The organism is Rhizobium sp. P40RR-XXII (assembly GCF_012641405.1).
Classification (GTDB): Bacteria; Pseudomonadota; Alphaproteobacteria; order Rhizobiales; family Rhizobiaceae; genus Rhizobium.
The window spans coordinates 1-24,450 of record NZ_JABAII010000001.1; the positions used below are offsets into that span (position 1 = coordinate 1).

At 61.1% G+C, this 24,450-nt stretch carries 23 protein-coding genes and 1 pseudogene; 9 read left to right on the top strand and 15 right to left on the bottom strand.

Going from position 1 to position 24,450, the window contains the following annotated elements; translation table 11 throughout:
- Nucleotides 1-193: pseudogene (locus tag HGP16_RS00005) on the bottom strand (ABC transporter ATP-binding protein); the annotation flags it as partial.
- A 378-nt stretch (nucleotides 194-571) separates the two neighbouring features.
- Between HGP16_RS00005 and HGP16_RS00010 the strand changes: the two are divergent.
- Both HGP16_RS00010 and HGP16_RS00015 read left to right on the top strand, forming a co-directional pair.
- Complete coding sequence (locus HGP16_RS00010) at nucleotides 572-823, top strand: type II toxin-antitoxin system ParD family antitoxin (RefSeq protein WP_168837993.1); 252 nt, start codon at nucleotides 572-574, stop codon at nucleotides 821-823.
- Between the two features lie 2 nt (nucleotides 824-825).
- Nucleotides 826-1,188, top strand: a complete 363-nt coding sequence (locus HGP16_RS00015; RefSeq protein WP_168837994.1) for a type II toxin-antitoxin system RelE/ParE family toxin — start codon at nucleotides 826-828, stop codon at nucleotides 1,186-1,188.
- Nucleotides 1,189-1,422: 234 nt separating this feature from the next.
- On the opposite strand, the gene HGP16_RS00020 is transcribed toward HGP16_RS00015, so the two are convergent.
- Nucleotides 1,423-2,199: a class I SAM-dependent methyltransferase gene (locus tag HGP16_RS00020; RefSeq protein WP_168837995.1), complete on the bottom strand. Its 777-nt coding sequence runs from the start codon at nucleotides 2,197-2,199 to the stop codon at nucleotides 1,423-1,425.
- Between the two features lie 237 nt (nucleotides 2,200-2,436).
- Here HGP16_RS00020 and HGP16_RS00025 point away from each other — a divergent pair, with 237 nt between their 5' ends.
- Nucleotides 2,437-3,300 carry an alpha/beta fold hydrolase gene (locus HGP16_RS00025; RefSeq protein ID WP_168837996.1) on the top strand — a complete coding sequence of 288 codons (864 nt, stop codon included), beginning with the start codon at nucleotides 2,437-2,439 and terminating at the stop codon, nucleotides 3,298-3,300.
- Nucleotides 3,301-3,349: 49 nt separating this feature from the next.
- Here HGP16_RS00025 and HGP16_RS00030 read toward each other — a convergent pair whose 3' ends face one another.
- From HGP16_RS00030 to HGP16_RS00040, 3 genes are all read right to left on the bottom strand, one after another.
- Entirely contained in the window at nucleotides 3,350-5,911 is a 2,562-nt protein-coding gene (locus HGP16_RS00030; protein WP_168837997.1) for an FAD-dependent oxidoreductase, read from the bottom strand.
- A gap of 181 nt (nucleotides 5,912-6,092) precedes the next feature.
- Complete coding sequence (locus HGP16_RS00035; RefSeq protein WP_168837998.1) at nucleotides 6,093-6,983, bottom strand: amino acid ABC transporter substrate-binding protein; 891 nt, start codon at nucleotides 6,981-6,983, stop codon at nucleotides 6,093-6,095.
- A gap of 147 nt (nucleotides 6,984-7,130) precedes the next feature.
- Nucleotides 7,131-7,994, bottom strand: a complete 864-nt coding sequence (locus HGP16_RS00040) for a haloalkane dehalogenase (protein WP_168837999.1) — start codon at nucleotides 7,992-7,994, stop codon at nucleotides 7,131-7,133.
- 78 nt (nucleotides 7,995-8,072) lie between these two features.
- Between HGP16_RS00040 and HGP16_RS00045 the strand changes: the two genes are divergently transcribed.
- Together HGP16_RS00045 and HGP16_RS00050 are read left to right on the top strand one after the other, a co-directional pair.
- Nucleotides 8,073-8,555, top strand: a complete 483-nt coding sequence (locus tag HGP16_RS00045) for a MarR family winged helix-turn-helix transcriptional regulator (RefSeq protein ID WP_168838000.1) — start codon at nucleotides 8,073-8,075, stop codon at nucleotides 8,553-8,555.
- Nucleotides 8,556-8,676: 121 nt separating this feature from the next.
- Complete coding sequence (locus HGP16_RS00050) at nucleotides 8,677-9,381, top strand: cysteine hydrolase family protein (protein WP_246703261.1); 705 nt, start codon at nucleotides 8,677-8,679, stop codon at nucleotides 9,379-9,381.
- Between the two features lie 83 nt (nucleotides 9,382-9,464).
- Here the strand turns inward: HGP16_RS00050 and HGP16_RS00055 are convergent, their stop codons facing one another.
- A complete protein-coding gene (locus tag HGP16_RS00055; protein ID WP_168838002.1) occupies nucleotides 9,465-10,196 on the bottom strand; it encodes a dienelactone hydrolase family protein in 732 nt (243 codons plus the stop codon).
- A 217-nt stretch (nucleotides 10,197-10,413) separates the two neighbouring features.
- On the opposite strand from HGP16_RS00055, the gene HGP16_RS00060 reads away from it, so the two are divergent.
- Nucleotides 10,414-11,943 (top strand): S10 family peptidase, encoded by a 1,530-nt coding sequence (locus HGP16_RS00060; RefSeq protein ID WP_168838003.1) that lies wholly within the window; start codon nucleotides 10,414-10,416, stop codon nucleotides 11,941-11,943.
- A gap of 54 nt (nucleotides 11,944-11,997) precedes the next feature.
- Here the strand turns inward: HGP16_RS00060 and HGP16_RS00065 are convergent, their stop codons facing one another.
- A complete protein-coding gene (locus HGP16_RS00065; protein WP_168838004.1) occupies nucleotides 11,998-12,603 on the bottom strand; it encodes a TetR/AcrR family transcriptional regulator in 606 nt (201 codons plus the stop codon).
- Nucleotides 12,604-12,682: 79 nt separating this feature from the next.
- Between HGP16_RS00065 and HGP16_RS00070 the strand changes: the two genes are divergently transcribed.
- Nucleotides 12,683-13,300: an NAD(P)H-dependent oxidoreductase gene (locus HGP16_RS00070; protein WP_168838005.1), complete on the top strand. Its 618-nt coding sequence runs from the start codon at nucleotides 12,683-12,685 to the stop codon at nucleotides 13,298-13,300.
- 109 nt (nucleotides 13,301-13,409) lie between these two features.
- Here the strand turns inward: HGP16_RS00070 and HGP16_RS00075 are convergent, their stop codons facing one another.
- Nucleotides 13,410-14,924 carry a mechanosensitive ion channel family protein gene (locus HGP16_RS00075; RefSeq protein ID WP_168838006.1) on the bottom strand — a complete coding sequence of 505 codons (1,515 nt, stop codon included), beginning with the start codon at nucleotides 14,922-14,924 and terminating at the stop codon, nucleotides 13,410-13,412.
- A 225-nt stretch (nucleotides 14,925-15,149) separates the two neighbouring features.
- Between HGP16_RS00075 and HGP16_RS00080 the strand changes: the two genes are divergently transcribed.
- Nucleotides 15,150-16,736, top strand: coding sequence for an aldehyde dehydrogenase (NADP(+)) (locus HGP16_RS00080; protein WP_168838007.1), 1,587 nt, complete (start codon nucleotides 15,150-15,152; stop codon nucleotides 16,734-16,736).
- Between the two features lie 213 nt (nucleotides 16,737-16,949).
- On the opposite strand, the gene HGP16_RS00085 is transcribed toward HGP16_RS00080, so the two are convergent.
- Nucleotides 16,950-17,870, bottom strand: a complete 921-nt coding sequence (locus HGP16_RS00085; RefSeq protein WP_168838008.1) for a YncE family protein — start codon at nucleotides 17,868-17,870, stop codon at nucleotides 16,950-16,952.
- Between the two features lie 72 nt (nucleotides 17,871-17,942).
- On the bottom strand, nucleotides 17,943-18,125 hold the full coding sequence (locus tag HGP16_RS00090) for a hypothetical protein (RefSeq protein ID WP_168838009.1): 183 nt from the start codon (nucleotides 18,123-18,125) through the stop codon (nucleotides 17,943-17,945).
- Here HGP16_RS00090 and HGP16_RS00095 point away from each other — a divergent pair.
- Nucleotides 18,124-19,113, top strand: a complete 990-nt coding sequence (locus HGP16_RS00095) for a substrate-binding domain-containing protein (protein ID WP_168838010.1) — start codon at nucleotides 18,124-18,126, stop codon at nucleotides 19,111-19,113. The genes HGP16_RS00090 and HGP16_RS00095 overlap by 2 nt on opposite strands.
- A gap of 66 nt (nucleotides 19,114-19,179) precedes the next feature.
- Here the strand turns inward: HGP16_RS00095 and HGP16_RS00100 are convergent, their stop codons facing one another.
- The 5 genes from HGP16_RS00100 to HGP16_RS00120 all read right to left on the bottom strand — a co-directional run bounded on the left by HGP16_RS00100 (nucleotide 19,180) and on the right by HGP16_RS00120 (nucleotide 24,329).
- Entirely contained in the window at nucleotides 19,180-20,445 is a 1,266-nt protein-coding gene (locus HGP16_RS00100; RefSeq protein WP_168838011.1) for an ABC transporter substrate-binding protein, read from the bottom strand.
- A gap of 138 nt (nucleotides 20,446-20,583) precedes the next feature.
- Nucleotides 20,584-21,420, bottom strand: coding sequence for a carbohydrate ABC transporter permease (locus tag HGP16_RS00105; protein ID WP_168838012.1), 837 nt, complete (start codon nucleotides 21,418-21,420; stop codon nucleotides 20,584-20,586).
- Nucleotides 21,417-22,340, bottom strand: a complete 924-nt coding sequence (locus HGP16_RS00110; RefSeq protein WP_168838013.1) for a carbohydrate ABC transporter permease — start codon at nucleotides 22,338-22,340, stop codon at nucleotides 21,417-21,419. The genes HGP16_RS00105 and HGP16_RS00110 overlap by 4 nt, the downstream gene beginning before the upstream one ends.
- Nucleotides 22,333-23,496, bottom strand: a complete 1,164-nt coding sequence (locus HGP16_RS00115) for an ABC transporter ATP-binding protein (protein ID WP_168838014.1) — start codon at nucleotides 23,494-23,496, stop codon at nucleotides 22,333-22,335. Before HGP16_RS00115 ends, HGP16_RS00110 begins: the two co-directional genes overlap by 8 nt.
- Nucleotides 23,493-24,329 carry a metallophosphoesterase gene (locus HGP16_RS00120; RefSeq protein ID WP_168838015.1) on the bottom strand — a complete coding sequence of 279 codons (837 nt, stop codon included), beginning with the start codon at nucleotides 24,327-24,329 and terminating at the stop codon, nucleotides 23,493-23,495. The genes HGP16_RS00115 and HGP16_RS00120 overlap by 4 nt, the downstream gene beginning before the upstream one ends.
- Nucleotides 24,330-24,450 lie beyond the last annotated feature (121 nt).

The following is a 24,450-nucleotide window of genomic DNA, read 5'->3' on the forward strand; positions in this document are numbered from 1 at the left end:
CATTGGCGACGATAGCGCCAGCCGCCGTTTCGCATTGATATTGATAGGCGCGGCCGAGATAGGTTCGTGTCCCCAAAATGGCCGGCAGTCCATTGCCCTCGCGTCGAACGGAAAGCCCGTCCGCACGACAGCCGAGAATGAAGCTATCCGGAATCGGCCCGAAATCCTCCTGCGAAGGAGGCAAAGCCGACGCAGGGGGACACAAATCAACAAAGCCTCCACACGAAACCAAGCTTTCCAAAAGCAAATATCGCCAAGACCGCTAGCGCCTCAGGCGCAGAACCTGAAGGGTGAGGCGCGATCGAGCTTCAGCTCGATTGCACAGTCCAGTGGCGCCGTTCCAAGCAGCCAACCGCGAAAAGCCTGAACCCGCAATCAATTCCAAAAGTACACGCGATGATTGACGTGTTCTGTTGGTAGTTACACGTCGCCACGGATGTCGGCATGTTAGATGCCTTCCGAAGCCGGCTTGAAGGTGCTGCATTTCCGTGAGCAGTACCTTCATTTTGTGATGAATATTGACAATATATGCTACACACCCCGCAATTAGCTATAATAAAAGGATATTCCGATGGCGTCGGGTAGCATTCATGTGAAGGTCAGCGGTGCGCTGCAAGACCACATCCAGCAGCAGATTGGCGACGATGGCCTCTACGAGAACGCCAGCGAATACATTCGTGCCTTGATCCGTCGCGACCTGCAAACCCGTGATGAGGCATGGGACTCGCTCCAAAAGGAGCTTGCACCGGCCATGCGCGCGGATGACAGCGAGTTTGTCGCCGTTTCCGCCGAAGATGTTATCCGCCGCAATAAGCGCCGCTGATCATGGTGGCGTCTCGCTTTTATCCGCGCGCCGACGCGGCGCAGGACAAGATTTGGCGGGATACCGTTGAGAAGTGGGGTGAGAAGCAGGCGGTGACCTACATCACCGGCCTGCATACGCATTTGCAGCGGTTATGCGAGGAAAAGGCAATCTGGCGGAAGCTTCCGCAACGTCTTGCTATTCCCGCCGATGTGAAGCGCGAGGCGTATTTCAGCCGCTACGAGCATCACTATGTCTTCTTCCGCGAACTAGATAACGGCGATCTCGGTGTGATGAGCATTTTGCATGAGCGCATGGATGTGCCCGTGCGTCTTGCCGAGGACTTGGCGGCGCTTTCAGAGAAAGCGGAGCCTTTCAAGGCATAGGGTTGGTAGCTCCGAAACAAAGTTGGGTGAGGATATATTTCCCTAACTTGAATGGTGAGGCGATCGAGCTTCAGCTCGACCGGACAGTCCAGCGGACTGTTCCAAGCAACCAATGGCGAGAAGCCTGAACCCGCAACCAATTCCAAAAGGTCCGCCGTCGCGCGGGCTTTCTTGTATCTGGTAACCGGGCAAGCATCGTCTAGCGATGCCCCAACTCCGGCGAGCTAGGCTTCCTCAGGCACTGGCCCGATCAGCGGTGATGATCCATGCTCGGGAGTCGAAGAGCACACCTTCGGGGGTCATATGCGCATCCAGCACATCACGCAGCCGCTGCAGTGGTTGGTCGGGCGTCTCATCGGTGTGCGTGAGCGCGTCCTTGACCATATAGAGGCCGCTAAGAGCATCAAGGGCGGTGTCGACATTCGTTCCATAAAAGACAGGTTCTTCCACCTCGATGAAGTCGATCGAGGTGAAGCCGCCGGCGCTCAGCAGCTCTTTGGCCATGGCGGGATCGCCAAGCGAAAACGGCTTGCCGGCGTTTTCCGAAATTGGGCTTCCCGGAGCCAAAGCTTGCCTGATGGCGCCAGACCATTCGTTGCGCTCCTGGTTTTGCCACACCATCCAGGCGAGGCGTCCACCAGGGCGCATTGCGTGGGCGATATTGGCAAATGCCGCCGGCGGATCAGCAAAGAACATAGCGCCGAACCGGCTGATACAGAGATCGAAACCGGCAGCTGGAAAGTTGTGGCTTTGTGCGTCACCCAGTTCGAAGCCGACGTTGCGCAATCCCGCTTCAGCGCAACGTTGCCGCGCAATCTCAAGCATCTCGGCGGAAGTATCCACACCGACCGCGCCGCCTTCCATCGCGGCAAGAGCTGCTTCCCGGGTGGTTTGTCCGGCGCCGCAGCCGATATCGAGTACCCGGTCGCGCCTCCTGACATCGGCGACGGCCCGCAAATGCCGGTTATGCCGTGAGAGTTCAGCGTCGTAAAAATCGGCACATTGCAACACTACAAACCTCCCTCATCTCGTTTAATCGCCATCGCGGTTCAGTTCTCGCGAAATCTCGGAACAGCTCTAACTCATTATTCTCGTACAATTCCGGATAGAAAACCGCTGGGTGCTTGTTCTGGAATTACTCTCATGGAAGTCGGGTCCCGTATTGCACCTTCTCATAAACTGATTGCATAATAAGATCAGTTATGCAATATGGATTCCAGTTGCAATTCGCAATCGGATGGATTTGTCATGGAACGAACGAGATCATTCGCCGTCACCGAGAGCTCAGTCGAGACCAAGGGAGCGAGCCTGCAGACCCAGGCTTTCGGTGATCCCTCCAGCCCGCCCATAATATTGATCATGGGGATGATGGCTTCGATGCTGTGGTGGCCGGATAGGTTCTGCGAGGCGCTCGCCGCCCGGCGGCGCTATGTGATCCGATACGACCAGCGCGACACCGGCCTCTCGACACACTATCCGCAAGGCGAACCCCGTTATTCATTCAGCGACCTGGCCGACGATGTCATCGCTATTCTCGACGGCTACGGATTGGAAACGGCACATGTGGTGGGCATGTCGATGGGCGGCGCCGTCGCGCAAGAAGTAGCGTTGCGCCATCCCCGGCGTGTGCGGACGCTCACGCTGATCAGCACATCACCGCTTGCAGTCGAGGGCTTGCCCTCCTCGACAAAAACCTATCAGGAGCATTCCAGGTCGGCCGAAGCGACCGACTGGTCCAATCTTGAATCCATCGCCGATTTCCTGCGTAGCGAGACGGCCATGCTTGCCGGCACCAGGCATCCGCATGATGCTGATGCTGCAAACACCTTGATCGCCCGCGACATGGCGCGGGCGCCGTCATTTGCCAGCGCCACGAACCATTTCACGCTCGTGAGTGAGGAGGGGCTCGCAAGACTTCAGGCATCGGATATCAAGCTGCCGGTCCTTGCGATCCACGGCACAGCCGATCCGCTGTTTCCCATAGAGCATGGGGAGGCCTTCACCCAGGTCGTGCGAGATGCGCGGCTGCACCGGGTCGACGGTGGAGGGCATGAAATCCACGAGCGCGACATTGATGAGATCGCGCAGGCCATCGTCAATCACACGGCCTGACGGACGTCCGGAAAGCCAGGCATGACCTCGCTTTCCGGTCTGTTGGAGATCAGCTTCTCGGCTTCAGGTTCTCCGCGTCGTAGAGCGGCTTGTAGCCGACGCCTGCGACTTCCACCGGGTAAGTCTCGCCGAAATATTCGACCTTCAGCTTGCGGCCTTCCTGGGCATAGGACCAGGGCAGGTAGGCGAGCGCAATATTCTTGCCGATGGTCGGGCCGTAAGCGATCGAGGTGGTAAAGGAGCGGCGGCCGAGCTCGTCGACGAGGGTTTCGCCGGTTTCGGGGTCCATGACCGGCAGGATGCCGACGAGGTAGCGTGCCACGCCGTTGGAATCCACATTATCGGTGACGATGAGCGTGCAGAGCATGGCCGGCTGATGCTCGCGGGCGCGATATTCCAGGTGCTTCGCCTTGCCGCGGAAATCAGCTTCCTTGACCTTTGGGCGGGCGAGATCGGCTTCGAGAAGATTATATTCCGTCAACAGGTCGGCATTCTGCAGGCGGAGGCTCTTTTCCATACGGCGGCTGTTGGCATAGGTTTCGACGCCGACGGCGATGGCGCCCGTCGAGCGCAGCGCATCCCAGACGGCCAGCGCGTCACTATAGGCCATGTGCAGTTCCCAGCCCTGTTCGCCGACATAGGAGATGCGGAACGCCGTGACGTTCTTGCCAGCGATGCGGATCTGCCTGATCGCCGCGAAGGGGAAGTTCTCGTGCGAGAGGTTTTCCGGGCTTTCGACCACCTTCTGCAGGTTGGTGCGGGCATTCGGTCCCCAGATGCCGATCGTGACATAGCGTTCGGTAACGTCGGTAATGGTGACGTCGAAACCCTTATCCTGGGCAACGCGGCGCATGTAGTGGAAATCGCGCGGGCCGGCATCGGCGCCGTCGATCAGGCGGCAGCGGTCGGCCATGCGGATCACGGTGAAATCGGCGCGCACCATGCCCTCGTCATCGAGGAAGTGGGTATAGATGCCCTTACCGATATTGGCGTCGCCGCCGATCTTGGCGGCGCAGAGCCATTCCAGCAGCTCGACATGGTCAGGGCCTTCGATGTCGTACATGGCGAAATGCGAAAGGTTGATGATGCCGCAATCTTCGCTCAAGGCCAGATGCTCGGCATTGGAGACGCGCCAGAAATGGCGGTTGTCCCATTCGTTTTCGCGCACCGGTATGCGGTCGCCGTATTTTTCGAGCAGGTGCTCGTTTGCGGCATAGCCGTGCGCACGCTCCCAGCCGCCGAGTTCCATGAAGTAGCCGCCGAGTTCCTTTTCGCGCTCCCAGAAGGGCGAGCGGCGGACACTGCGGCCGGTCGCATAGGGTTCGCGCGGATGAACGGCGGGGTTGTAGATCTTCTGGGCAGCTTCGGTGCAGCGGCTTTCGATGAATGCCTCTTCCAGCATATGAGGGTAGAAGCGGGAATAGTCGATCCTGTTATGGTCGATCGGCGTGCGGCCGTCGGTCATCCAGTCGGCAACGAGCTTGCCGAAGCCGGGGCCGTCCTTCACCCAGATGGCGACGCAATACCAGAGACCGCGGACCTTCTGGCTTTCGCCGACGGATGGGCCGCCATCGGTCGTGACTTGCAAGAGGCCGTTGAAGGAATGGCCTTCATTGTAGCCGAGCTCGCCGAGGATCGGCGTCAGTTCCATGGCGCGTTCGAGCGGCTCGATGATCTGCTCCATGTCGAGGTCGCGCTGCGAGGGCGAGAGGCGAGCCTCGTGCTTTTCGAGGAGATCGCGGGGATGGCAGAGGCGCGGGTTCTTCTCTTCGTAGTAGCCCCATTCGATCTGGCCACCCTCGGCGGTCTTCGGATCGCCGGTGTCGCGCATATAGGCGGAGTTGCCCTGGTCGCGCATCAAAGGGAAGCCGATTTCCTTGCCCGTGTTGGCAAACTCGTTGTAGGGGCCGAAGAAGGTCAGCGGGTGGTCGACCGGCATGACCGGCAGGTCTTCGCCGACCATCTCGGCGATCAGGCGACCCCACAGGCCGGCGCAGACGATGACGTATTCGGCCTCGATCGTGCCGCGATGGGTGACGACGCCGGTGATGCGGCCGTCCTTGACGATCAGCGACTGGGCCGGCGTATTGGCGAAGGAGAGAAGCTTGCCGCTCTTTTCGCCCTGATCGATCAGCTTGCCGGCAACCGTCTGCGAACGGGGAATAACGAGGCCGGCATCGGGGTCCCACATGCCGCCCTGCACCATGCTTTCCTCGATCAGCGGGAATTTCTCCTTGATCTCGGCGGGATCGATCAGGCTCACGCGCGTACCGAAGGCCTTACCCGAGGTGACCTTACGCTTGATTTCCGCCATGCGGTCGTCGTCGCCGACGCGGGCGACTTCCAGGCCGCCGACACGGGCATAGTGACCGAGCTTGTCGTAGAAATCGATGGAGTAGAGGGTCGTCCAGCAGGAGAGGAAGTCATGGCTGGTCGTGTAGCAGAAGTCGGAGGCATGGGCGGTCGAGCCGATATCCGTTGGGATGCCTGATTTGTCGATGCCGACAATATCGTCCCAGCCGCGTTCGATCAGATGGTGGGCGATCGATGCGCCGACGATGCCGCCAAGCCCGATGATTACGACCTTCGCCTTTTGAGGAAATACTGCCATTTCGTGCGACCCTGATTGATACTGGAGACGGATTTTATGATGTGTGCGACGCCGACCAGAGCCTGTCTACGACATATTCAAGATGCTTGCACGACGACTGCAAGGCCGTCCCCTATCGAGAAGCCGCGTTGATTGTCGTCAGCAGCCATGTCGCAAAGGCGACGGTATCGCTTCGATGTGTCTATTGCGGGATCGATTGCATCATGATCTCGCGACGCAGGACCGGGCCTTCCTGGCCAAAATAGGTGGTCAGCAATTTGGCGAATTCATCCGATTGGTAGGTCTCGGTCAGCGTCTGATCGACGAGCAGGCGGAAGGCGGAGTCATTCTGCCGGAGTGCGATCCCATAGGGCTCGTGCGTGAAGAGGCGGTTGCCGATGGCGAGCGCGGAGGGGTTGCGGGCATGCGATGCGAGATCGAAGAGCAGAGCGCGATCGGCGAAATAAGCGTCGATCTTATGGTTTTCGAGCGCGATCAGGCCGTCCTGATGCGTGGCGAAATCGGCAACCCGCGTCTTCGGCACATCGGAGCCCAGCGCATCGCGCAGCGTTGCGCCCGTCGTCGTGTCGGCGCGAACGCCGATCGTGCTCGTCGCGGGCGCCGGCTTGGCGGAGACCTGCGCCAGCCGCTTGTCGAGGAACAGAGCCATCAAATAATCGGGTGAATCCTTGCGCAGCAGGGCGCTTGCGCCGGTAATGAAGATCGGCTGCGAGAAATCGACGTTTTGGCGCCGGCCAAGACTGATGGTCAAGGCGCCGCAGAGAAGGTCGACCTGGCCGCTCTTCACTGCATCGAAGCCGTCGGCGAGCGTGGTTTGCACATAATCGCGCTTCAGATTGGCGATCTTGCTCCCCACAGCATCGGCGATTTTGCCGCAAAGATCGATCGCATAGCCTGCCGGGCTGCCGTCCTTCTTCTTGAAGGAGAATGGCTCTTCGTCGCTGATATAGCCGATACGGATGGTGCCTTTCTGGGCAATGAGGTCGAGGGTCTGCGCGGCAACGGCCGTATAGGCGGATATGCCGAGCACAAGGCCTGCCAGAACCAGTCGTCTTATGCAATTCGCCGGCATGATCCTGATCTCCAAAAGAAAATTGGGCAATCGCAAGGGCTTAGGCGCAGACTATGGGCTGACAGGGTTTTGTCAACGGCGGATTGTCCTCGACGACTTCCTATCGAGCGGGAGTGACGGAAACCTTCGTACCCGAAGGCCGGGAGTTCATTTGGACAAGGCGTGACGATCTGCCCAGTCGGAAATCGCAGCTGCAATGGCTTCAGGTTGATCTTCCGGTGCGTTGTGCCTGGCCGGTCCACAATTCCTGACTTCGAGATTGGCCATGTTCGCGCGGCACCAGGCTGCCATTGTCTCCCCGATCAAAAGTGTCTCCGGAGGTCCATCGAAGGTCAGCAGCAGCTTGGGGACATCGGCACTCGCGGCAAGCCAGGCATCGTAGGTTTCGATGCGCCTGGTCACATCGGCCGGCTCGCCTTCGATCGGCATGGCCCGCGGCCAGGCCAGCAGCGGGCGGCGGCTTTCGCGTGTCGGATAAGGGACTGCATAAACGGCATGATCTTCTTCGCTAAGCCCCTTGAGAACGGTGGCCCGCAGAGCCTGTTCGATGAAGAAATTCTCGTCCAGCACTTTCGTTTCGCCGACACCGGATGCCCGCAGAGCCTCATAACGAGGACGGGCGTTCGGGAAATCCTCCCAGGTCATCGGTCTCACGATCGTTTCCATGAAGGCGATGGCGCACACACGTTCGGCATGGCGGGCAGCCCAGTCGAAGGCGAGAGCGCCGCCCCAATCGTGGCCGACAAGCACGACGCCATCGAGCTCCAACCTGTCGAACCAGTCGTCGAGATAGCGCGCGTGGTCATCGAAACGATAGGCAATATCGGGTTTGCCGGACTGGCCCATGCCGATGAGATCGGGGGCAAGGCGACGGCCAGGCGTGGTGATAGCGGGCGACACATGCCGCCAGAGGTAGGAAGAGGTGGGATTGCCGTGCAGGAAGACGAAGGGCGTCCCCGTTCCGGCATCCTCGTAGTAAATTGTCGAGTCCAACACGTTAACCGAAGGCATGCCGAGTATCCCTTCCTTATTGGAAATGGTAAGGTACCTGACCATTTATCATAATAGTCAGGTACCTGTCTATATCTCATGGAAAAACGCGTTCCGACACATCTGTCACTGGGCTTGCTGCTGCGGCTCGTTCACCAGCATTGGGCACAGGATGTCGATGCCGCTCTCGAAAAGGCGGGCTTCGACGATATCCGACCGTCGCATGCCAATGTCTTCACCTTTATGCGGCCGGACGGAATCCAGGTGAGCGAACTCACCCGGCTTGCGCATGTGCGCAAGCAGACGATGACGCAGGCGGTGGAAGAACTGGAGCGGTTGGGTTACGTCGAACGACGCCCCGACCCCAATGACCGGCGTGCGCGGCTGGTCTTCCTGACGGAGCGCGGCAAGGGAGTGCGGCCCGTCGCAATGTCAGCCGGGCGGCTCGTGGACCAGCGCTGGTCAGACATGGCTGGTTCGGAAGAGATCGATGCGCTCAAGCAGGCCCTGCAGACCCTGCTGGGAAAACTGCGCGGTAGCGACAAGAACGACGAAGATCCGATGGGCGAGGCAGGCGCATAGGCGGTTCCCGCCGGTCATGGCATCGTCCGAGCGCTGCGAGACTATCACGAAGAGTTTCGTTACCCTCTCGTAGTTTCTGGCCTATCAATCCTGCACCATCGTCAAACCCATGGGGACGCTGATGCGGAAGAGCAATGGACTTCGATATGAAGGCAGCGCGATAAGCAAGGCAGGCTTTGCTTTGTGTGCCGGTCTTGCGGTTCTTTGTGCGGGCTTCAGCGCCGCTTTCCCGTCACCGGCGGCAGCGCAGACGATCATCGACGACTGGCAGAATGTGAAGCCGCCGGCGCCGCCGGAGCTGAAGCAGGTTACCGTCGATCCGAAGACGACGGCGCTGCTGATCCTCGATTTCAACGGCGCGCAGGACCCGACCAAGGGGCCGTGCAACGAGAAGACCAAGCCTCGGTGCCTTGCCTCCGTGCCCAAGGTCAAAACCCTGCTCGATCAGGCCCGCGCCAAGGAGATGCTCGTCGTCTTCAGTCTGGCGGGGGCCGGCCAGGCACCGGATATCGCGACGGCGCTGGCGCCTTTGGCGAGCGAGCCGATCGTCAAATCCGGGCCGGACAAGTTCATCGGCACCAACCTGCGCAGCATTCTCTCCGACAAGGGCATCAAGACCCTCATCGTGACCGGCACGGCCTCTGAGGGGGCGGTGCTCGATACCGCAACGGACGCAGCGCTCAATGGCATGAACATCGTGCTACCGGTCGACGGCATGTCGTCCACCGAGCTCTATGGCGAGCAATATGTGGCATGGCACATGGTCAATGCGCCTGGCGTCTCGCAGAAGACGACGCTGACCAGCATAGACAGGATCAAGTTCTGATCCGCTGCAGTTTGCCCTGCAGCCGATCGGAAGAAAAACATCCCGCTCTCCTGCGCGGCAGCGGATGTCGGCATGAGAGTTGTTTAGGCGAAGGCCTCGTCGAACAGGTTCAGCAGCCGTTTCCAATGCCTTTCGGCGCCGATCTCGTCATAGACGCCATGATCCGGCACCGTCCATCCATGCGCCATGCCGACATAATTTTCGATGGTGTGATCGACCCCACCTGTGCGGAGCGCCTCGGCGAGGCGAGCAGATTGTTCCGGCGGAAAGCTGTTGTCGACGCCGGCAACACCGACATAGACGCGCGCCTTGAGATTGGCGGCGAGGCGATGCGGGCTGTCTTCCGCGTCGCTGGCGAGATTGCCCCCATGGAAGCTCGCCGCAGCGGCGATGCGGTCGGGATAGGCGGCAGCGGCGGTCAGGGCGCGTCCTCCGCCCATGCAATATCCGACCACGCCGGCCGGACCCTTGGCGCCGGCGGCTGACAGTGCATCGAGGAAGGCGGCGCTGTCGTTCTTGGTCATTTCCTGTGTCGTGCCGCGCAGCATCGTCATAATTGTTTCGCGGCTTGCCGGATTGCCGAAGGCGCCGCCGTCGAAGGGGCCATAGGTGCCGAAACGATAGAAGAGATCGGGAAGCAGCACGACATAGCCGGCATCCGCCAGCCGCTGCGCCATGCCGTCAAGCGACGGGCGAGGGCCCATGGCATCCATGTAAAGGATCACGCCGTGTCCGGAGGAAGCGCCATTGTCGGCGCGGAAGAGGGCGGCCTTGGCAGTCCCGTCGGCCGTCTTGATTTCGATATTCTGTTTCATCGTCGAATCCCTTGCGAATTTTCTGGCGGCTTGTAACTCCCGGTGCTGCAGGGCACCTTGGCAAATGGCCGATAGGCCCTCAAGAGCGTCTTGCCGCAAAAAAGCGGAGATCGATGATCCATCGATCAACATCTCTTGAGTTTCGGTAAGCATGTTCCATGACATAGTATCGCCGGCAACAGGCTCTATGCGATGAACCTTCGGAGGATACGATTTCATGTCTTTTCGCCAGATGGTTCCCGGCCTGGTGCTGGCTTTTTCGCTGCTATCGACTGTCGCATCCGCCGCACCGCCGGAGCAGAACCATAACGCGCCTGCCGGTGGCGGTGGCGTGCTCTCGCTCCTGCCGCCGGATGCGGTGAGCGATCACGTGCTGAATGCGGATGGCAAGACCATTCCCTACACGGCAACGGCCGGGACCCTCGATCTCTTCGGTCAGGATGGCCAGCGCAGTGCGGCGATTTTCTACACCGCCTATGTCGCGAAGAACCGGGATGCAAACCGGCCTGTGACCTTCGTGTTCAACGGCGGACCGGGTGCTGCCTCGGCTTTTCTCAATCTCGGTCTCGTCGGCCCGCGCATCGTCGATTTCGGCGCGGATGGGCGTGATGGCGCCAATGCCAAGCTGGTCGACAACCCGCAAAGCTGGCTCGAATTCACCGATCTCGTGCTGATCGATCCGATCGGCACCGGCTGGAGCCGGACGGTGAAGCCTGATGACCAGAATGATTTCTATAGCGTGGACAGCGATGCCGAAAGCCTGGCCAAAGCGATCACTCTCTACGTTAGCCATAACGGCCGCGCCTCATCGCCGAAATATATTCTCGGCGAAAGCTATGGCGGATTTCGCTCGGTCAAGGTCGCCAACAGCCTGCGCGAGGATCAGGGCATTCTGGTTTCCGGCATCGTCATGCTCTCGCCCTTGCTGGAGGGCCGCTTCGTCTTCGGCGACAGCGGAGATGCTCTCGCCGCTGCCATGGAGCTGCCTTCGCTGGCGGCGGCCGAGCTGGAACGGCAAAATGCCTTCAGCGAGAAAGCGATCCAGGACGCCCAGACCTTTGCCTTGAACGAATATCTGCCCGCTCTTGCCGGGCTGCCGCCGTCGGGCGACGCCGGCCGGGCCTTCTACGGTCGCGTGGCAAAACTGACCGGCATTCCCGAAGATGTGGTTGCCAAGAACCAGGGCTTTCTCAGTCAGGTCTACCGCAAGCATTCCGATGGGGGCGGGACGGATGTGGCAAGTGCCTACGACGCCTCCTTCCTGGCGCCGGATCCCTATCCGCAATCGGAGGCGGAGCATGGCGGCGACCCGGTTCTGGACGGTTTCGTCCGCGCCTATGGCGGCGCCTTTTCGAGCTATGCCCGCGATGAGCTGGGCTTTCACACGGACATGACCTACACGCTGCTATCGGGATCCGTGAACAGGGAATGGAAATGGGGCGGCGGAAGCGGCGGCTCGCGCGCGACCGCCGGTGTCACCGACGATCTCAAGGAGCTGCTGTCGCTGTCGCCGTCCTTCCGGGTTCTGGTGGGGCAGGGATACAGCGATCTCGTCATCCCCTTCGGCGTCAACAAATATGTGCTCGACCACATGCCGCAGGCCCTTGCCGATCGTGTGGCATTGAAGCTCTATCGCGGTGGTCACATGTTCTACACGCGCCCGGCTTCGCGGGAGCAGTTCACGGGCGATGCCAGGGCGTTTTATGCCGTGCGGGTTCAGGCAGCGCCGGCAACGCAGTCGAACTGACGGAGCCGATTCACCGGGTTCGGCCTGGAATCCGACAGCATTGCGAGGCTCGTCTCACGCGCTTCTCGCGACCATGGCCTTGATGGTTTCGAAGAGTTCATCCTTCGCCTGCTGCGGACTGATGTCACCCGTCGTGGCGGCATAGGAAAGCGCCTCGGCCGCACCCAGCATGGCCCAGAGGCCGGCCGATGCAATCGAGCCGGTTTTGGCGAAGGGAATGAGCAGCGCGCGGCACTTTTCGATGAAAACAGTCTCATATTCACGCTTGATCTTTTCAAGCTCCGGCGAGCCCGCGAGTGCGGCGATGATGCCGGGTATTTCGCGCCCCTGCAGGAGAACGCAATCGACATAGGAGGCGGCGATCACCTCCGCCCGGCCTGCCAGCGTCGGGGTGCTTGCATCAAGCGCCTTATCCATCGCCTCCGTCTGCCTGTTGTCGAACTCGCGATAGAGTGCGGCCAGCAGGCCGGAACGGGTGATAAAATGGTCGTAGACCACGGGTTTCGTCACGCCGGCACGCTCCGACAGCCGCCCCAGCGTCAGAGCTTCCGTTCCCTCTTCTCCCGCGATTTGCCAGGCAACCTCGATGAGCTGCCGGTAGCGCTCCTGCCGCGTCAGCCGGTTGCGGGACTCCGGTTTCTTCGTCTGCATGCTTGACATCGCTATATACCAAAAGTAACTTACTAAAAGTATATAAGACTGAACCACCTTTCACAATGCGTCAGCAGGAGTTTTTCGCATGCACGCACTTATCGTCGTTGCCCACCCAAATCCCGATTCGTTCAGCCACAGCGTTGCAGCCCATGTCGCCGAAGGCGTGAGGTTGTCTGGTCAGGGAGATACGCTCGAAATCGCCGATCTTACGGCGGAAGCTTTCGATCCGCGGTTCACCGCTGCCGATATCGCCGCCCACCTCAGGGAAGGGCCGGCGCCCGCCGATGTGTTGGTCGAGCAGGCGAGGATCGATCGCGCCGATGCGCTGGTGCTTGTCTATCCCGTCTATTGGTGGTCGATGCCGGGTCTCCTCAAGGGATGGATCGATCGGGTATTTACCAATGGCTGGGCCTATGAGGACATGCCCGGCGACAGGCCGGTCAAAAGGCTGCGACATCTTCGCATCCATCTCGTCGCCATTGGCGGAGCGACCATGCGCACCTATGCGCGACATGGCTATTTCGGCTCTATGACAAAACAAATCGACCATGGAATTTTCGGCTATTGCGGCGCGCCTGTCGCGACCTCCGAACTGCTTCTGACGGAAACGCAGGATATGGCATCCCATCTCGATACGGTCCGTGCCATCGGGCAAAACCTCTTTGCCGGTTCGTCATCGGAGACGACGGCCGATGCGGCCTAGAGCCGGATGATTTTAGGTCTGCTCGACCTAAAATCTGAATCCGCTCTAGAATCAGAGAAGTAGAGCGTGATGTCGTCCGAAAACCGCCTACACTTTTCGGCATCACGCTCTAATCATGCTGCTGCAGCTGGAACAGGTGCTTGATGCGTGAGCTCAGCGAGCTGACGGGAGCGCCATGGACAAGCATATCGGCATTGGCAAACAGGTGACGCTCGGCATCGATGCGCTTCGCCATGATGGCGCCGAGCTCCTCGGCGAGCGCGGGCCTGTCATGCAGCAAGGGCGCCAGGCAATCCTCGCCGATTTCATAGGTGACGACAAAGGTCAGGGCGCGGATGGTTCCGACTTCCCCCGTGCCCATCAGCAAGCCGTTTTCACCGAAATAGTCGCCTGGAGCGAGCCTCGTCAGCTCAATCTGCCGATGTCCTTCGCGACGGGTAATGCTGATGACGCCCGAGCGGACGATTGTCAGCGAGCGAAGCCGGGCATCCTGTTCGGCGATCACCGCATCCTTGTGATAGGTGCGGCGCTGCATGTTTGTCGCCAGATGCTCTTTTTCGTCCTCCGTCAGCGAAGCGAAAAGCGGGATGTTGTTGAGCAATCGCCATGGCGTGCTGGGGTTCTGCTGTCCTCCGGCGGCCGTGTCCGTCTTATGTTCCGCCGCAATGGTGAACGTGCCGGGAGGGCCGGCGAGCTTCAGGCCTGCTGCTTTCGTATGCCGGTAGAGGAGATCGTAGATCTCGTTCTTGGCTGTGGTCGCCAGGGATACCTCGCGCACGCGGAAGGAAAGCTGCAATTCGATGGCCTGTTCATCGATCGAGCTGATGGCGACCGAGGGCTCGGGTGTCTTCTGGATGGAATTGCAGCTGATCAGCACATTCTGCATCACGTTGGCAACGACGTTCGGCTGGGTGGTCGGCTGGATTCTCACGACGACGGTGGCGCCGTGACTCTCATCTGGTGACGAAAGGTTGGTGAGCCGTGTCTTTGCGAGGACGCTATTCGGAATGACGACCAGATCGTTGGTGCCGCTCAGGAGATGCGTCGCCCGCCAGTTCGTTTCGACAACACGGCCTTGAATATCGTTGTTGACGACGATCCAGTCGCCGACGGTATAGGGGCGGCCGAGATTGAGGGCGATGCCGGAGAAGACGTCGCTCAACGTGCTCTGCAGGGCGAGACCGAGAATGATGGCGAAGACGCCCGATGTTGCGATCAACGTGCCGATCGGGACGCTGAAGACATCGCCGACGATAGAGAGAATGGCGCCAAGATAGATGATGCCGACGACCAGGTCCTGCAGCAGCCGGCCTTCGCGCGGCTTGCGCTCGAAGATCAGGAAGAGCCGCACGAAGGCGATCAGCACCCAGGCGCCGTTGATCCACCAGACGATCTTGGCAAAGCCGGTGAAGGTGCGCAGCGTCACCGAATCCTGCGGCGGGCTCGGCTCGTAGGGGACGATGCCGTGATAGAGCAAAAGCACGGTCAGGCTGACGAAGAAGACGATCTGGCCGATCAGGCGGCCCGCCCGCTGGTGACGCAGCGCGATGCGGCTGACGAATGTGCCGACGACAACCAGGATACAGAACTGGACGATCGGATCACCAAGAAGCGCAATGGACATAGGGGTTTGGCCGTTCTCGGTCTTTCGGATGGCCGCTAAATTGGCACGAAAGGGACGGCAGCGCCATATGCAGATAAAGTATGATTAATTGGCGCCGACGCCTTGATCTCAAGGCTTGTACCTTGATAATTAGATGACGATTATCATCTTATATCTGTCATCCCATCCTGCTATCTGCCTTAGAGAGCGCAGAGCTTCGCGCTCCGACATCATCAAGGAATATCCATGACACAGTCTTTCGAGATTCGCGGCGATCTGCTGATCGGCTCAGATTCCACCGGCGACAACAGAACCGCGCGTGCCGTCAACCCGGCAACCGGCGCAAACCTGGAACCGGCCTTTGCGATCGCCAGCGAAAGCGACGTTGCCAAAGCGTGCGAATTGGCCGCCCAGGCATTTGACGTCTACCGTGCGACCAGCCCCGAACAGCGCGCTGCCTTTCTCGAAAAGATTGCCGACAATATCATTGGCATCGGCGATGCGCTGATCGAGCGGGCAACGGAAGAGACCGGCCTGCCTGTCGCGCGCCTGCAGGGCGAGCGCGGCCGTACCGTCGGGCAGCTCCGGCTGTTCGCCCAGGTGGTTCGTTCGGGCGAGTGGCTCGATCTGCGCGTCGATCCGGCATTGCCGGAACGCAAGCCGCTGCCGCGGCCGGACCTGCGCCTGCGCCAGATTCCGCTCGGCCCGGTCGCCGTCTTCGGCGCCAGCAATTTTCCGCTCGCTTTCTCGGTTGCCGGTGGTGATACGGCTTCGGCACTTGCTGCCGGCTGCCCGGTCGTCGTCAAGGGACATCTTGCCCATCCGGGCACGGGCGAGCTTGTCGGCCGCGCCATCCGCGCAGCCGTCGCCACCTGCGGGCTGCCGGAAGGCACCTTCTCGCTGCTGACCGGCGCCAACGAGACCGGTGCCGCGCTGGTGCGCGATCCCCGCATCAAGGCCGTCGGCTTCACCGGCTCGCGTGGCGGTGGCCTGGCGCTCGGCGCCATTGCCGCGACCCGTCCGGAACCGATCCCGGTCTATGCCGAAATGAGCAGCGTCAACCCCGTCTTCCTCTTTCCGGCAGCCCTTGCCGCGCGCGCCGAGGCGATCGGGACAGGCTTCATCGATTCCCTGACGCTCGGTGCCGGCCAGTTCTGCACCAATCCGGGCCTGCTTTTTGCGATCGAGAGCCCTGATCTCGACCGTTTCGTCCAGGCTGCCGGCGATGCCCTGACCGGCCGCGCACCGGCACCGATGCTGACACCGGGCATTCACGCCGCCTTCGACAAGGGTGTTGCGGCACTGGCGGATCATGAGGCGGTCAAGACCGTCGCTCATGGCGCGCCGGCCGAAGGCGTCAATCGTAGCCCCGGCATCTTCTTCGAGACAGATGTCGAGCAGTTCCTAGCGGACGAGCGCCTGGGGCATGAGGTTTTCGGCGCGGCAAGCCTTCTCGTGCGCTGCAAGAACATCGATCAGATGATCGCGGTTGCGGAAAAGCTCGAGGGTCAGCTGACCGCGACGCTGCAGATCGAAGCGGATGACTACGCCACGGCCGCCAAGCTGGTGCCGGTGCTGGAGCGCAAGGTTGGGCGCATTCTTGCCAACGGCTGGCCGACCGGCGTGGAAGTCTCCCATGCCATGGTGCATGGCGGACCTTTCCCGGCGACTTCGGACAGCCGGACGACCTCGGTCGGCACGCTGGCCATCCGCCGCTTCCTGCGTCCGGTCTCCTATCAGGACCTGCCGGAAGGGCTGCTGCCTAGGGAATTGCGGGATGATGGCGTCAAGTCGTTGCCGCATCTGCTGGATGGCGTGCGCGGGGGCAACTGAGTGGCAAAGTGCCCCTCATCCGGCCTCCTGAGCTTGTCGAAGGGCGGCCACCTTCTCCCCGTTCTGACGGGGAGAAGGGGATAGACGCACCCACAGCCTTCCTTCCGACCACCTTCCCAGGCGAGGGTACAGAGATCGTTCCCTCTTCCCGTCAAAACGGGGAGAGGGCTAGGGTGAGGGGCAGTTTCGCGACTCGAGGTTGGTTGGGAAGCCTCAAACCTCCGCGTAAACAATCCCCGTGAACGAGCCGGCATGGTGCAGCAGTTCGCGTTCGCCCGAGCCGTCGAGGCTTGCGGAATAGAGATTGCCGCCGATGTCGGTGAAGAACATGCGGTTACCAGGCAGGTCGAGCGAGAGGCCGATGCCTTCGTCCAGGCCTTCGAGGACGACTTGCGATGTTGCGGCGAGATCGTCAATCTGGGCGCGGTTGACGGTATTGCCGCGCGGAAGATTGCCGCGGTCGGTCCAGTAGATCGTGCGGGTGGCGAGATCGAGTTCGAGATCGATCGGTTCCGGCAGCTTGTCCAGCAGGGTTTCGATGTCGCTACGGCTCGTCGCGGTTTCGCCGGCGGGGATGTTGATACCGGCGCGGAAAATGCGGCCGAGGCCGGCATCCGGCGGGCCCTTCTGGGTCCAGTAGATCTGCCCGAGCGGAAGGTCCAGCGCGATGCCGACGCACCAGCGTTCGATATCGGCGCTATCTTCCGGACTATCGCCGTTCTGCACCAGGGTTTCGATGTCGCTGCCGTCGATATTGGCGCGCATGACGCGCATGCCTTCGCGGTCGCACCAATAGAGCTTGCCATTATCGCGATCGAGCTGGATCTGCTTCGGCGTGACCAGCGTGCTGCCGGGCGGGATCAGCGTGATGTGATTGCCGCCGTCGAGGTCCATGCGCTCGATGGAGCCGTCATGGGCGTTGTAGTCCGTGCCCATTTCCGTCCAGTAAATCCAGCCGTTCTCGCTGTCGACGAGAATGCCGTCCGGGCTGCGGCCCGGCCGCTGGACGATGAGCTTGAGATCGGTGCCGTCGATGGCGGAGGAGAGAATTCGTCCGTCGTTGATGTCGAGGAAGAACAATCTTTCGGATTTGTCGGCGGAGGCGGCAGGCGTCCGTGCTTCTGCTTCTGACATGAGAGCATCCTTTCAAAGGGAGCGGATCTGCGGATCACAGCGCGGCAATCATGGCATCGGTTGATGACAGCATCATTCGCCGCTGTGATCATGTTGAACATCTGTTGCATTGCAGCAAAGATCAAGGGCAGGGTTGTCGCAGCGCGCATTCGTGGCCGTCAAATAAGTGTCATCGGCCTGATATAAATCCGCTTCATTCCCGTCGGCTGCGCCAGTCGAGGGCTGAAACCCGAAGCCGGAGGTGATTGATATCATGTCGACGCTCCAGCAGATCGCCTTTCGTGCAGGTTGTTCGGTTGCGACCGCCAGCCGCGTGATGAATCGCACCGGTCCGGTCAGTGACGAGATGGTGCGGCGCGTGCGCCGGGCGGCGGCGGAGCTCGGCTATCGCGCCGGCAGTCGCAGCGGCAACGGTCGGCCGGCGATCGGCGTGCTCATTCCCAGCATCACCAATCCCGTCTTTGCAGCATCGCTTTCCAGCATCCAGAACAGGGCGCTGCATGCCGGACACAGCGTGCTGATCGCGCAATCGAACTATGATCCGGCGCAGGAGACCGATGCCGTCGCCTCGCTCCTTCAGCAGCAGCCGACCGGGCTAATCCTCACGCTTTGCAATCCCGAACGCAGTCTGGTCCTGTCATCTGCCCTGCCGCCAACGGTGCTGCTCGGCAACCTGCCGACCGCCCGCTTCACCGCGGCCGTCGCCACCGACAATTTCGGCGCGGGCCGGGATCTGACCGAGCATCTCCTGCGCAAGGGGCATCGCCGTATCCTATTCATATCAGGCCATTTCTCGGCATCGGATCGGGCAAAACTGCGTTATCTCGGCTATATCAGGGCGATGGAAACGGCAGGCCGGCAGCCCCTCGATGCCCTGGAGATTTCCTTCGTGAACAGCCTGGAGCAGCTCGATCTTTCGGATGTGGTTTCGAAGCTGAATCCGACGGCGATTATTGCTTCCAACGATCTGCTGGCTCTTGGTGTCATGGGTGCGCTTCGGCGCCAAGGCCTTTCGATCCCGCGCGATATTTCGGTCGCCGGCTTCGACGGAATTTCCCTCGGTTTTCTCGCGGAGGTTTCCCTGACGACTGTCGAGATTCCGGACGGGACGATGGGGGCGGCGGCTGCCTCGCTGCTGCTCGATATGGCGGAGAATGCCGCACCGCCGCGTCATCTGACCGTGCCCTATCGGCTGCGTCCGGGTGGAACGGTGGGCGATCTCACCATTCAATCCTTGACGTAGCTTTGCATACGAAAACGCCGCCTCTTCGCGAGAGGCGGCGCAATTTCTTCAGACTGGATCGAAAGATCAGCTGCGCGGCAGCAGGCCTTCGACGTCGGAAGCGGCGTCGTCGAGTGCTTCCTTCGGCGTGGCCGAGCCATCGACGATGCGCGAGAGGTTGTCGACGATGGTCTGCGTGACCTTGACGCCGTTGCCGCCCGGGAAGGCATACCAGGGGATCATGAGCGACATCTGGCTGAGGCCAGCCTGGAACAGCGGGTTCTTCTTGTAGAAGTCACCGAGATATTCGGCCGACTTGGCGGCAAGCTCGTTGTTCGGAACATAGCCGGTGCCGGGAACGACGACCGAGGCGCCATAGGGGCCGGCGGCGAACTTGGCGAATTTCCAGGCGGCTTCTTCCTTGACCGGATCATGAGTCAGGATGACGACGGCGTTGCCGCCTGTCGGCAGGCGGCCGTTGACCGGGTCGATCAGCGGCAGCTTGGCGGTGCGCAGATCGAACTTCGCACCGACATTCTTGATGGTGTTGACGAGAGCGCCGGTCGTCTGGAATTCGAAACCGACCTTGCCGGCAGCGAAGGCCTGCTCGCCGGCAGCCTTGGTGAAGACCGGCATGCCGCCTTCCTTGACGAAGCGCTGGATCAGTTCGACCGCCTTCTGCCCCTCGGGACCGTTGAAGGCGACCTTCGTCTCGTCGTCGCTCAGCATCTTGCCGCCGGCGCCGAAGAGGAGGGCGGAGAACATCCAGTCGTCGCCCTGCCAGCGGAAGTCCATGCCGTCGACGCCGTTGCCGAGCGCCTTGATCTTGCCGGCGAGCGCAATGACTTCGTCCCAGGTCTTCGGCGGGTTGTCCGGGTTGCCGCCGGCAGCCTTCACCAGGTCGGCGTTGTAGTACATGATCGGGTTGGATGTCGCGAAGGCGAGGCCGACCTGCTTGCCCTTGACCTGGGCGAGCTTCAGGATCGTGTCCGAGAAACCTTTCTCGGCCATGTTGCTCTCTTTCTTGACGAAGGGGCCGAGGTCGACGGCGACGTTGCGCTCGTCGATCATGCGCAGGCGGTTGAGGCCGATGAAGGTGACATCCGGCATTTCGCTGGTGCCGGCCTGGCGCAGGATGGTCTGGATGCCTTCCTCATAGGTGGCCGAAGGGGCGGCGAACTGGATCTTGATGTCGGGATTTTCTTCCATGAACTTCTTCGAGATCGTGTCCATCACGTTCTTGAAGAAACCCGGCATGGGATAATGAACCGTCAGGGTGGTTTCGGCGTAAGCCGGGACCGACACGACCATGGAAATGGCCGCGGCGGCGAGAATCTGGGTGATATGCTTCATCGCTCGTTCTCCTGTTCGAGCATGATGCCGAAAAGTGTGAGGGGATTTCGGACGACATCATGCTCTACTTCTTTGATTCTAGAGCGGATTCAGATTTTAGATCGATGCGATCTAAAATCATCCGCTCTAGGGAACCGATCAGCCTTTGAGACCGGTCATGGTGATGCCCTCGACGAAGCGTTTCTGCGCGAGAAGGAATGCGACGACGAGGGGAAGGGTAATGATCAGGGTTGCCGCCATCAGCGCGCCGTAGTCGTCGCCGGCTTCGGCGGCGCGGAAGTACATGAGGCCCAGCGGCGGTGTGGCATAGTCCGGCTTGCTGATGACGATCAGCGGCCAGTAGAGGTCATTCCAGTGCGCGACGACCGAGAAGATCGCGAAGGCGGTAACCGCCGGCCAGGCGTTCGGCACGATGACGCGGGCGACGATGCCGAGTTCCGACATGCCGTCGAGACGCGCGGCATGGATCAGATCGTCCGGCATGGCGCGGAAGAACTGCAGGAACATGAAGATCGCGAAGACCGAGATCGAGAAAGGCGCGACGAGAGCCATGTAGCTATTCAGCAGCGACAGGCTGTTGAAGCCGACATAGAGCGGCAGCGCCGTCGCGTGGATCGGGATCAGCAGACCGAGCATGACCAGCACCATCATGGTGCGCGCCGCCGGAAATTTCAGCTTCGCCATGGCATAGGCGCAGGGAATGGCGATCAGCACCTGGAAGAAGAAGATCAGGCCGCAGACGAGGACGCCGTTGAACAGCAGCCTGCCCATATCAACCTTGCTGAGCGCCTTGGCGATGTTCTCGATATAGAAGAAATGCGTCGGGATCAGCCTCAGCGCCGAGGTGAAGATATCGTCCTGCACCTTGCCGGCGGTCGAGATCATGAAGATGTAGGGCGCCAGGAAGACGAGCGCGCCGAAGATCAGCAGCGAGAGGCGCAGGATGCGGCCGGGAGTGAAGCCTGTCGAGGTCATGTGTAATGCACCTGCCGGTCTTGGACGCGATATTGCAGGAAGGTCAGCACCACGAGGATGGCGAGAAAGACAGTGGTCATCGCCGAGGCATAGCCGACCCGGAGATAGACGAAGCCTTCCTGGTAGATAGTGAAGAGCAGGACTTCCGAGGCATGGTTCGGGCCGCCGTCGGTCAGGGCCTTCACGGTGTCGAACACCTTCACCGCATTGATGATGCTGATGGTCGTGACGAAGAGCGTCGTCGGCCCGAGCATCGGCCAGGTGACCAGCCAGAAGCGGTCCCAGGCCGATTTCGCGCCGTCGACTTCGGCTGCGGCATAGAGCTCGCGCGGGATGGTGGTGAGGCCGGCCAGGAACAGCACCATGTTGAAGCCGACCGACTGCCAGACGCCGATGATCGACAGGCTGTAGAGGGCGGTCGCTGAAGAGCCGAGCCAGTTCGGGCCGTGCAGGCCGATCTCGGCCAGAAGCGCGTTGATCGGGCCGATCGTCGGGTGGAAGAGGTATTGCCAGACAGTCGCCATCGCGACGATCAGCGAAGCGACGGGCAGGAAGTAGGCCGTGCGGAAGAAGCTGCGGCCGATGCCTTCGCTCTCGATCAGCAGCGCGACGCCGAGGCCAAGCGCGATCGAGATCGGCGCAACGATCGCCGTATAGATAGTCGTGTTCCAGAGCGATTTCATGAAGGCGCGATCTTTGAGCAGATGCGCGTAGTTTTCGAAGGCGACGAACCGCAGGCTCTTGTCGCCGAGCTGGAAGTCCGTGAAGCCGAGCACCACGACGGCGATGATCGGCACAATGATGAAGAGCACGATCAGGATGATGGCGGGCAGGGCAAAGAGCAGCGCCGTGCGGGCCTCGCTGCGTTCGCGCGCCGCGGCCGTCTGCATCGGCAGGGAGGTGGCGGCGATGCTAGCCATGCGCCTTCTCCCGCGTGGCGTCGACGGTCGTGGGCATGGCGCGCAGGCGTCGGCCGTCTTCGGCGAAGACCATGGCCTGTTCCGCCGAAAGGCTCAGCGCAACGGGCATGCCGGTGGAAAGACCCGCGACTTCGGCCGGTGCGAGCTTGACGACCATGGTTTCGCCGATGGCGTCGAGTTTGGCATAGAGGATGACTTCGGAGCCGAGGAATTCCATGCGCTCGATATGGGCGGCCAGCGCATCCTGACGGCCCTGGGTGAGCCGCACGAATTCTGGGCGGATGCCGAGTGTGACATTGTTGCCGGCAAGGCTTCCGTCTTCCAGCGCGAGACGGATGCCGCCGAAGGCGACGATGCCGTTTTCAGCCAGCGCTGGTAGCAGGTTGATGCGCGGCTGGCCGACGAAGCGGGCGACTTCGATATGGCTCGGGTCGTCATAGATCACCTGCGGCGAGGCGAACTGCAGCAACTGGCCGCCGATCATGACCGCGACGCGATCCGCCATCGACAGCGCCTCGGCCTGATCATGCGTGACATAAACTGTGGGAACGCCGGCACGGCGGTGCAGATCGACGATCTCGCCGCGAGCATGGACGCGCAGGTTGGCATCGAGATTGGAAAGCGGCTCGTCCATGAGAAAGACAGCCGGGCGACGCACCATGGCGCGGGCGAGCGCCACGCGCTGGCGCTGGCCGCCGGACATCTGACCGGGCTTGCGGTCGAGCAGGTGGTCGATCTTCAGCGATGTTGCCATTTCGCGGACATCGCGGATTATGCCGGTGCGCACCGCACGCTGGCCGGGGATCAGCGAGCCGATGAAGGGCAGACGCTGGACGCGCGAGAGGCGGCGCATGGCGAGCGGCACGGCGATGTTTTCCGAGGCCGTCAGATGCGGATAGAGCGCATAGGACTGGAAGACCATGGCGATGTTGCGGTCCGCCGCCGCGACGCCGGAAACGTCGTTGCCTCCAAGGATGATTTCGCCGCTATCGGCATGATCGAGGCCGGCGAGGATGCGCAGCAGCGTGCTCTTGCCGCAACCGGACGGACCGACAAGGGCGATGAACTCGCCGGGCTGGACATCGAGATCGACGCCCTTGAGGATGGCGTTGCCACCGAAGGATTTGGCGATGCCGCGAAGCGAGAGCGCGCTCATTCGGTCGGCTCCTTCTGTGCCTTGGGGGCGGCTTGCGGATAAACTTCCATGACGACGTCATCGAGGAAGTAGGCGATCATGCCCGGCACGGCGACGAGCTCGGTCGATACCGTTTCGCCAAGCTCGTGGATTGCGGCGCCGATCAGCCGTTCGCCCGGCATTTCGCGTTCCATCTTGTCGAGGATAAAGGCGCCGGGCGGCGCCCAGACGAGGTTCGTGTCGTTGAAACGGCCTTCCCAGGTCCAGTGCAGGTGGCCGCTGCCGAAGAGAGCGACGTCATGCACTGCGATCAGATCATAAAGCCGGCGGCGCTGGGCCGGGCGCACGCTCCAGTAGCCGGTATCGCCCTCGTCGGGCGCATCGACAAAGAGCGGCTTGTGGGCGAAGAGGGCAAGGCGGCGGTCGCCGCGGCTTTCGAGCATGTCCCGCAGCCAATCGAACTGCTTCTGCTCTTCGGCATCCTCGAAGCCCATCAACAGGCTGTTGAGGCCGATCAGCCGCCAGTTGTCGACATCCTTCGCCCAATAGTCCGGACCGACAAGACGACGCCAGCGCTCCAGCCGCTCGGGATTGACGGGCTGATACGAACCGGGCAGATGGCCGACATCGTGGTTGCCGGGCACGATCAGCATCGGCACGGAAATCTGGCGCATCAATTCCATGGAGAAGGTGAGATCTTCGTCCTTGTCGGCGCCATCGACGCTGAGGTCGCCGGTGTGAACGACGAGATCGGCGCCGCTTGCCTCGATCCATTTCGCCAGCGGCTCCCAATTGCCGTTGAAATGCGGCTTGTTGGGGCTCAAATGGGTGTCGGTGATCTGGATGATCTTCAAGGCGCTTCTCCGCAGTCTTCTAGAAAGGGTGCGCCTGTGGAAGGAAATGCCTTCAAACCGGCGCGTCTCTGCGCTCTCTTTAGAAGGCTCCCATGTCAGTTAGGTAACGGCTCTTTTCAGC

Excerpts from the sequence above, each read along its gene's own strand:
- HGP16_RS00085 (WP_168838008.1), bottom strand. The coding sequence starts at position 17,870 with ATGTCAGAAGCAGAAGCACGGACGCCTGCCGCCTCCGCCGACAAATCC.
- HGP16_RS00035 (WP_168837998.1), bottom strand. The coding sequence starts at position 6,983 with ATGCCGGCGAATTGCATAAGACGACTGGTTCTGGCAGGCCTTGTGCTC.
- HGP16_RS00040 (WP_168837999.1), bottom strand. The coding sequence starts at position 7,994 with ATGCCTTCGGTTAACGTGTTGGACTCGACAATTTACTACGAGGATGCC.
- HGP16_RS00025 (WP_168837996.1), top strand. The coding sequence starts at position 2,437 with ATGGAACGAACGAGATCATTCGCCGTCACCGAGAGCTCAGTCGAGACC.
- HGP16_RS00100 (WP_168838011.1), bottom strand. The coding sequence starts at position 20,445 with ATGAAGCATATCACCCAGATTCTCGCCGCCGCGGCCATTTCCATGGTC.
- HGP16_RS00095 (WP_168838010.1), top strand. The coding sequence starts at position 18,124 with ATGTCGACGCTCCAGCAGATCGCCTTTCGTGCAGGTTGTTCGGTTGCG.
- HGP16_RS00055 (WP_168838002.1), bottom strand. The coding sequence starts at position 10,196 with ATGAAACAGAATATCGAAATCAAGACGGCCGACGGGACTGCCAAGGCC.
- HGP16_RS00045 (WP_168838000.1), top strand. The coding sequence starts at position 8,073 with ATGGAAAAACGCGTTCCGACACATCTGTCACTGGGCTTGCTGCTGCGG.
- HGP16_RS00105 (WP_168838012.1), bottom strand. The coding sequence starts at position 21,420 with ATGACCTCGACAGGCTTCACTCCCGGCCGCATCCTGCGCCTCTCGCTG.
- HGP16_RS00110 (WP_168838013.1), bottom strand. The coding sequence starts at position 22,340 with ATGGCTAGCATCGCCGCCACCTCCCTGCCGATGCAGACGGCCGCGGCG.
- HGP16_RS00060 (WP_168838003.1), top strand. The coding sequence starts at position 10,414 with ATGTCTTTTCGCCAGATGGTTCCCGGCCTGGTGCTGGCTTTTTCGCTG.
- HGP16_RS00065 (WP_168838004.1), bottom strand. The coding sequence starts at position 12,603 with ATGTCAAGCATGCAGACGAAGAAACCGGAGTCCCGCAACCGGCTGACG.
- HGP16_RS00090 (WP_168838009.1), bottom strand. The coding sequence starts at position 18,125 with ATGATATCAATCACCTCCGGCTTCGGGTTTCAGCCCTCGACTGGCGCA.
- HGP16_RS00115 (WP_168838014.1), bottom strand. The coding sequence starts at position 23,496 with ATGAGCGCGCTCTCGCTTCGCGGCATCGCCAAATCCTTCGGTGGCAAC.
- HGP16_RS00070 (WP_168838005.1), top strand. The coding sequence starts at position 12,683 with ATGCACGCACTTATCGTCGTTGCCCACCCAAATCCCGATTCGTTCAGC.
- HGP16_RS00080 (WP_168838007.1), top strand. The coding sequence starts at position 15,150 with ATGACACAGTCTTTCGAGATTCGCGGCGATCTGCTGATCGGCTCAGAT.
- HGP16_RS00075 (WP_168838006.1), bottom strand. The coding sequence starts at position 14,924 with ATGTCCATTGCGCTTCTTGGTGATCCGATCGTCCAGTTCTGTATCCTG.
- HGP16_RS00030 (WP_168837997.1), bottom strand. The coding sequence starts at position 5,911 with ATGGCAGTATTTCCTCAAAAGGCGAAGGTCGTAATCATCGGGCTTGGC.
- HGP16_RS00015 (WP_168837994.1), top strand. The coding sequence starts at position 826 with ATGGTGGCGTCTCGCTTTTATCCGCGCGCCGACGCGGCGCAGGACAAG.
- HGP16_RS00050 (WP_246703261.1), top strand. The coding sequence starts at position 8,677 with ATGCGGAAGAGCAATGGACTTCGATATGAAGGCAGCGCGATAAGCAAG.
- HGP16_RS00010 (WP_168837993.1), top strand. The coding sequence starts at position 572 with ATGGCGTCGGGTAGCATTCATGTGAAGGTCAGCGGTGCGCTGCAAGAC.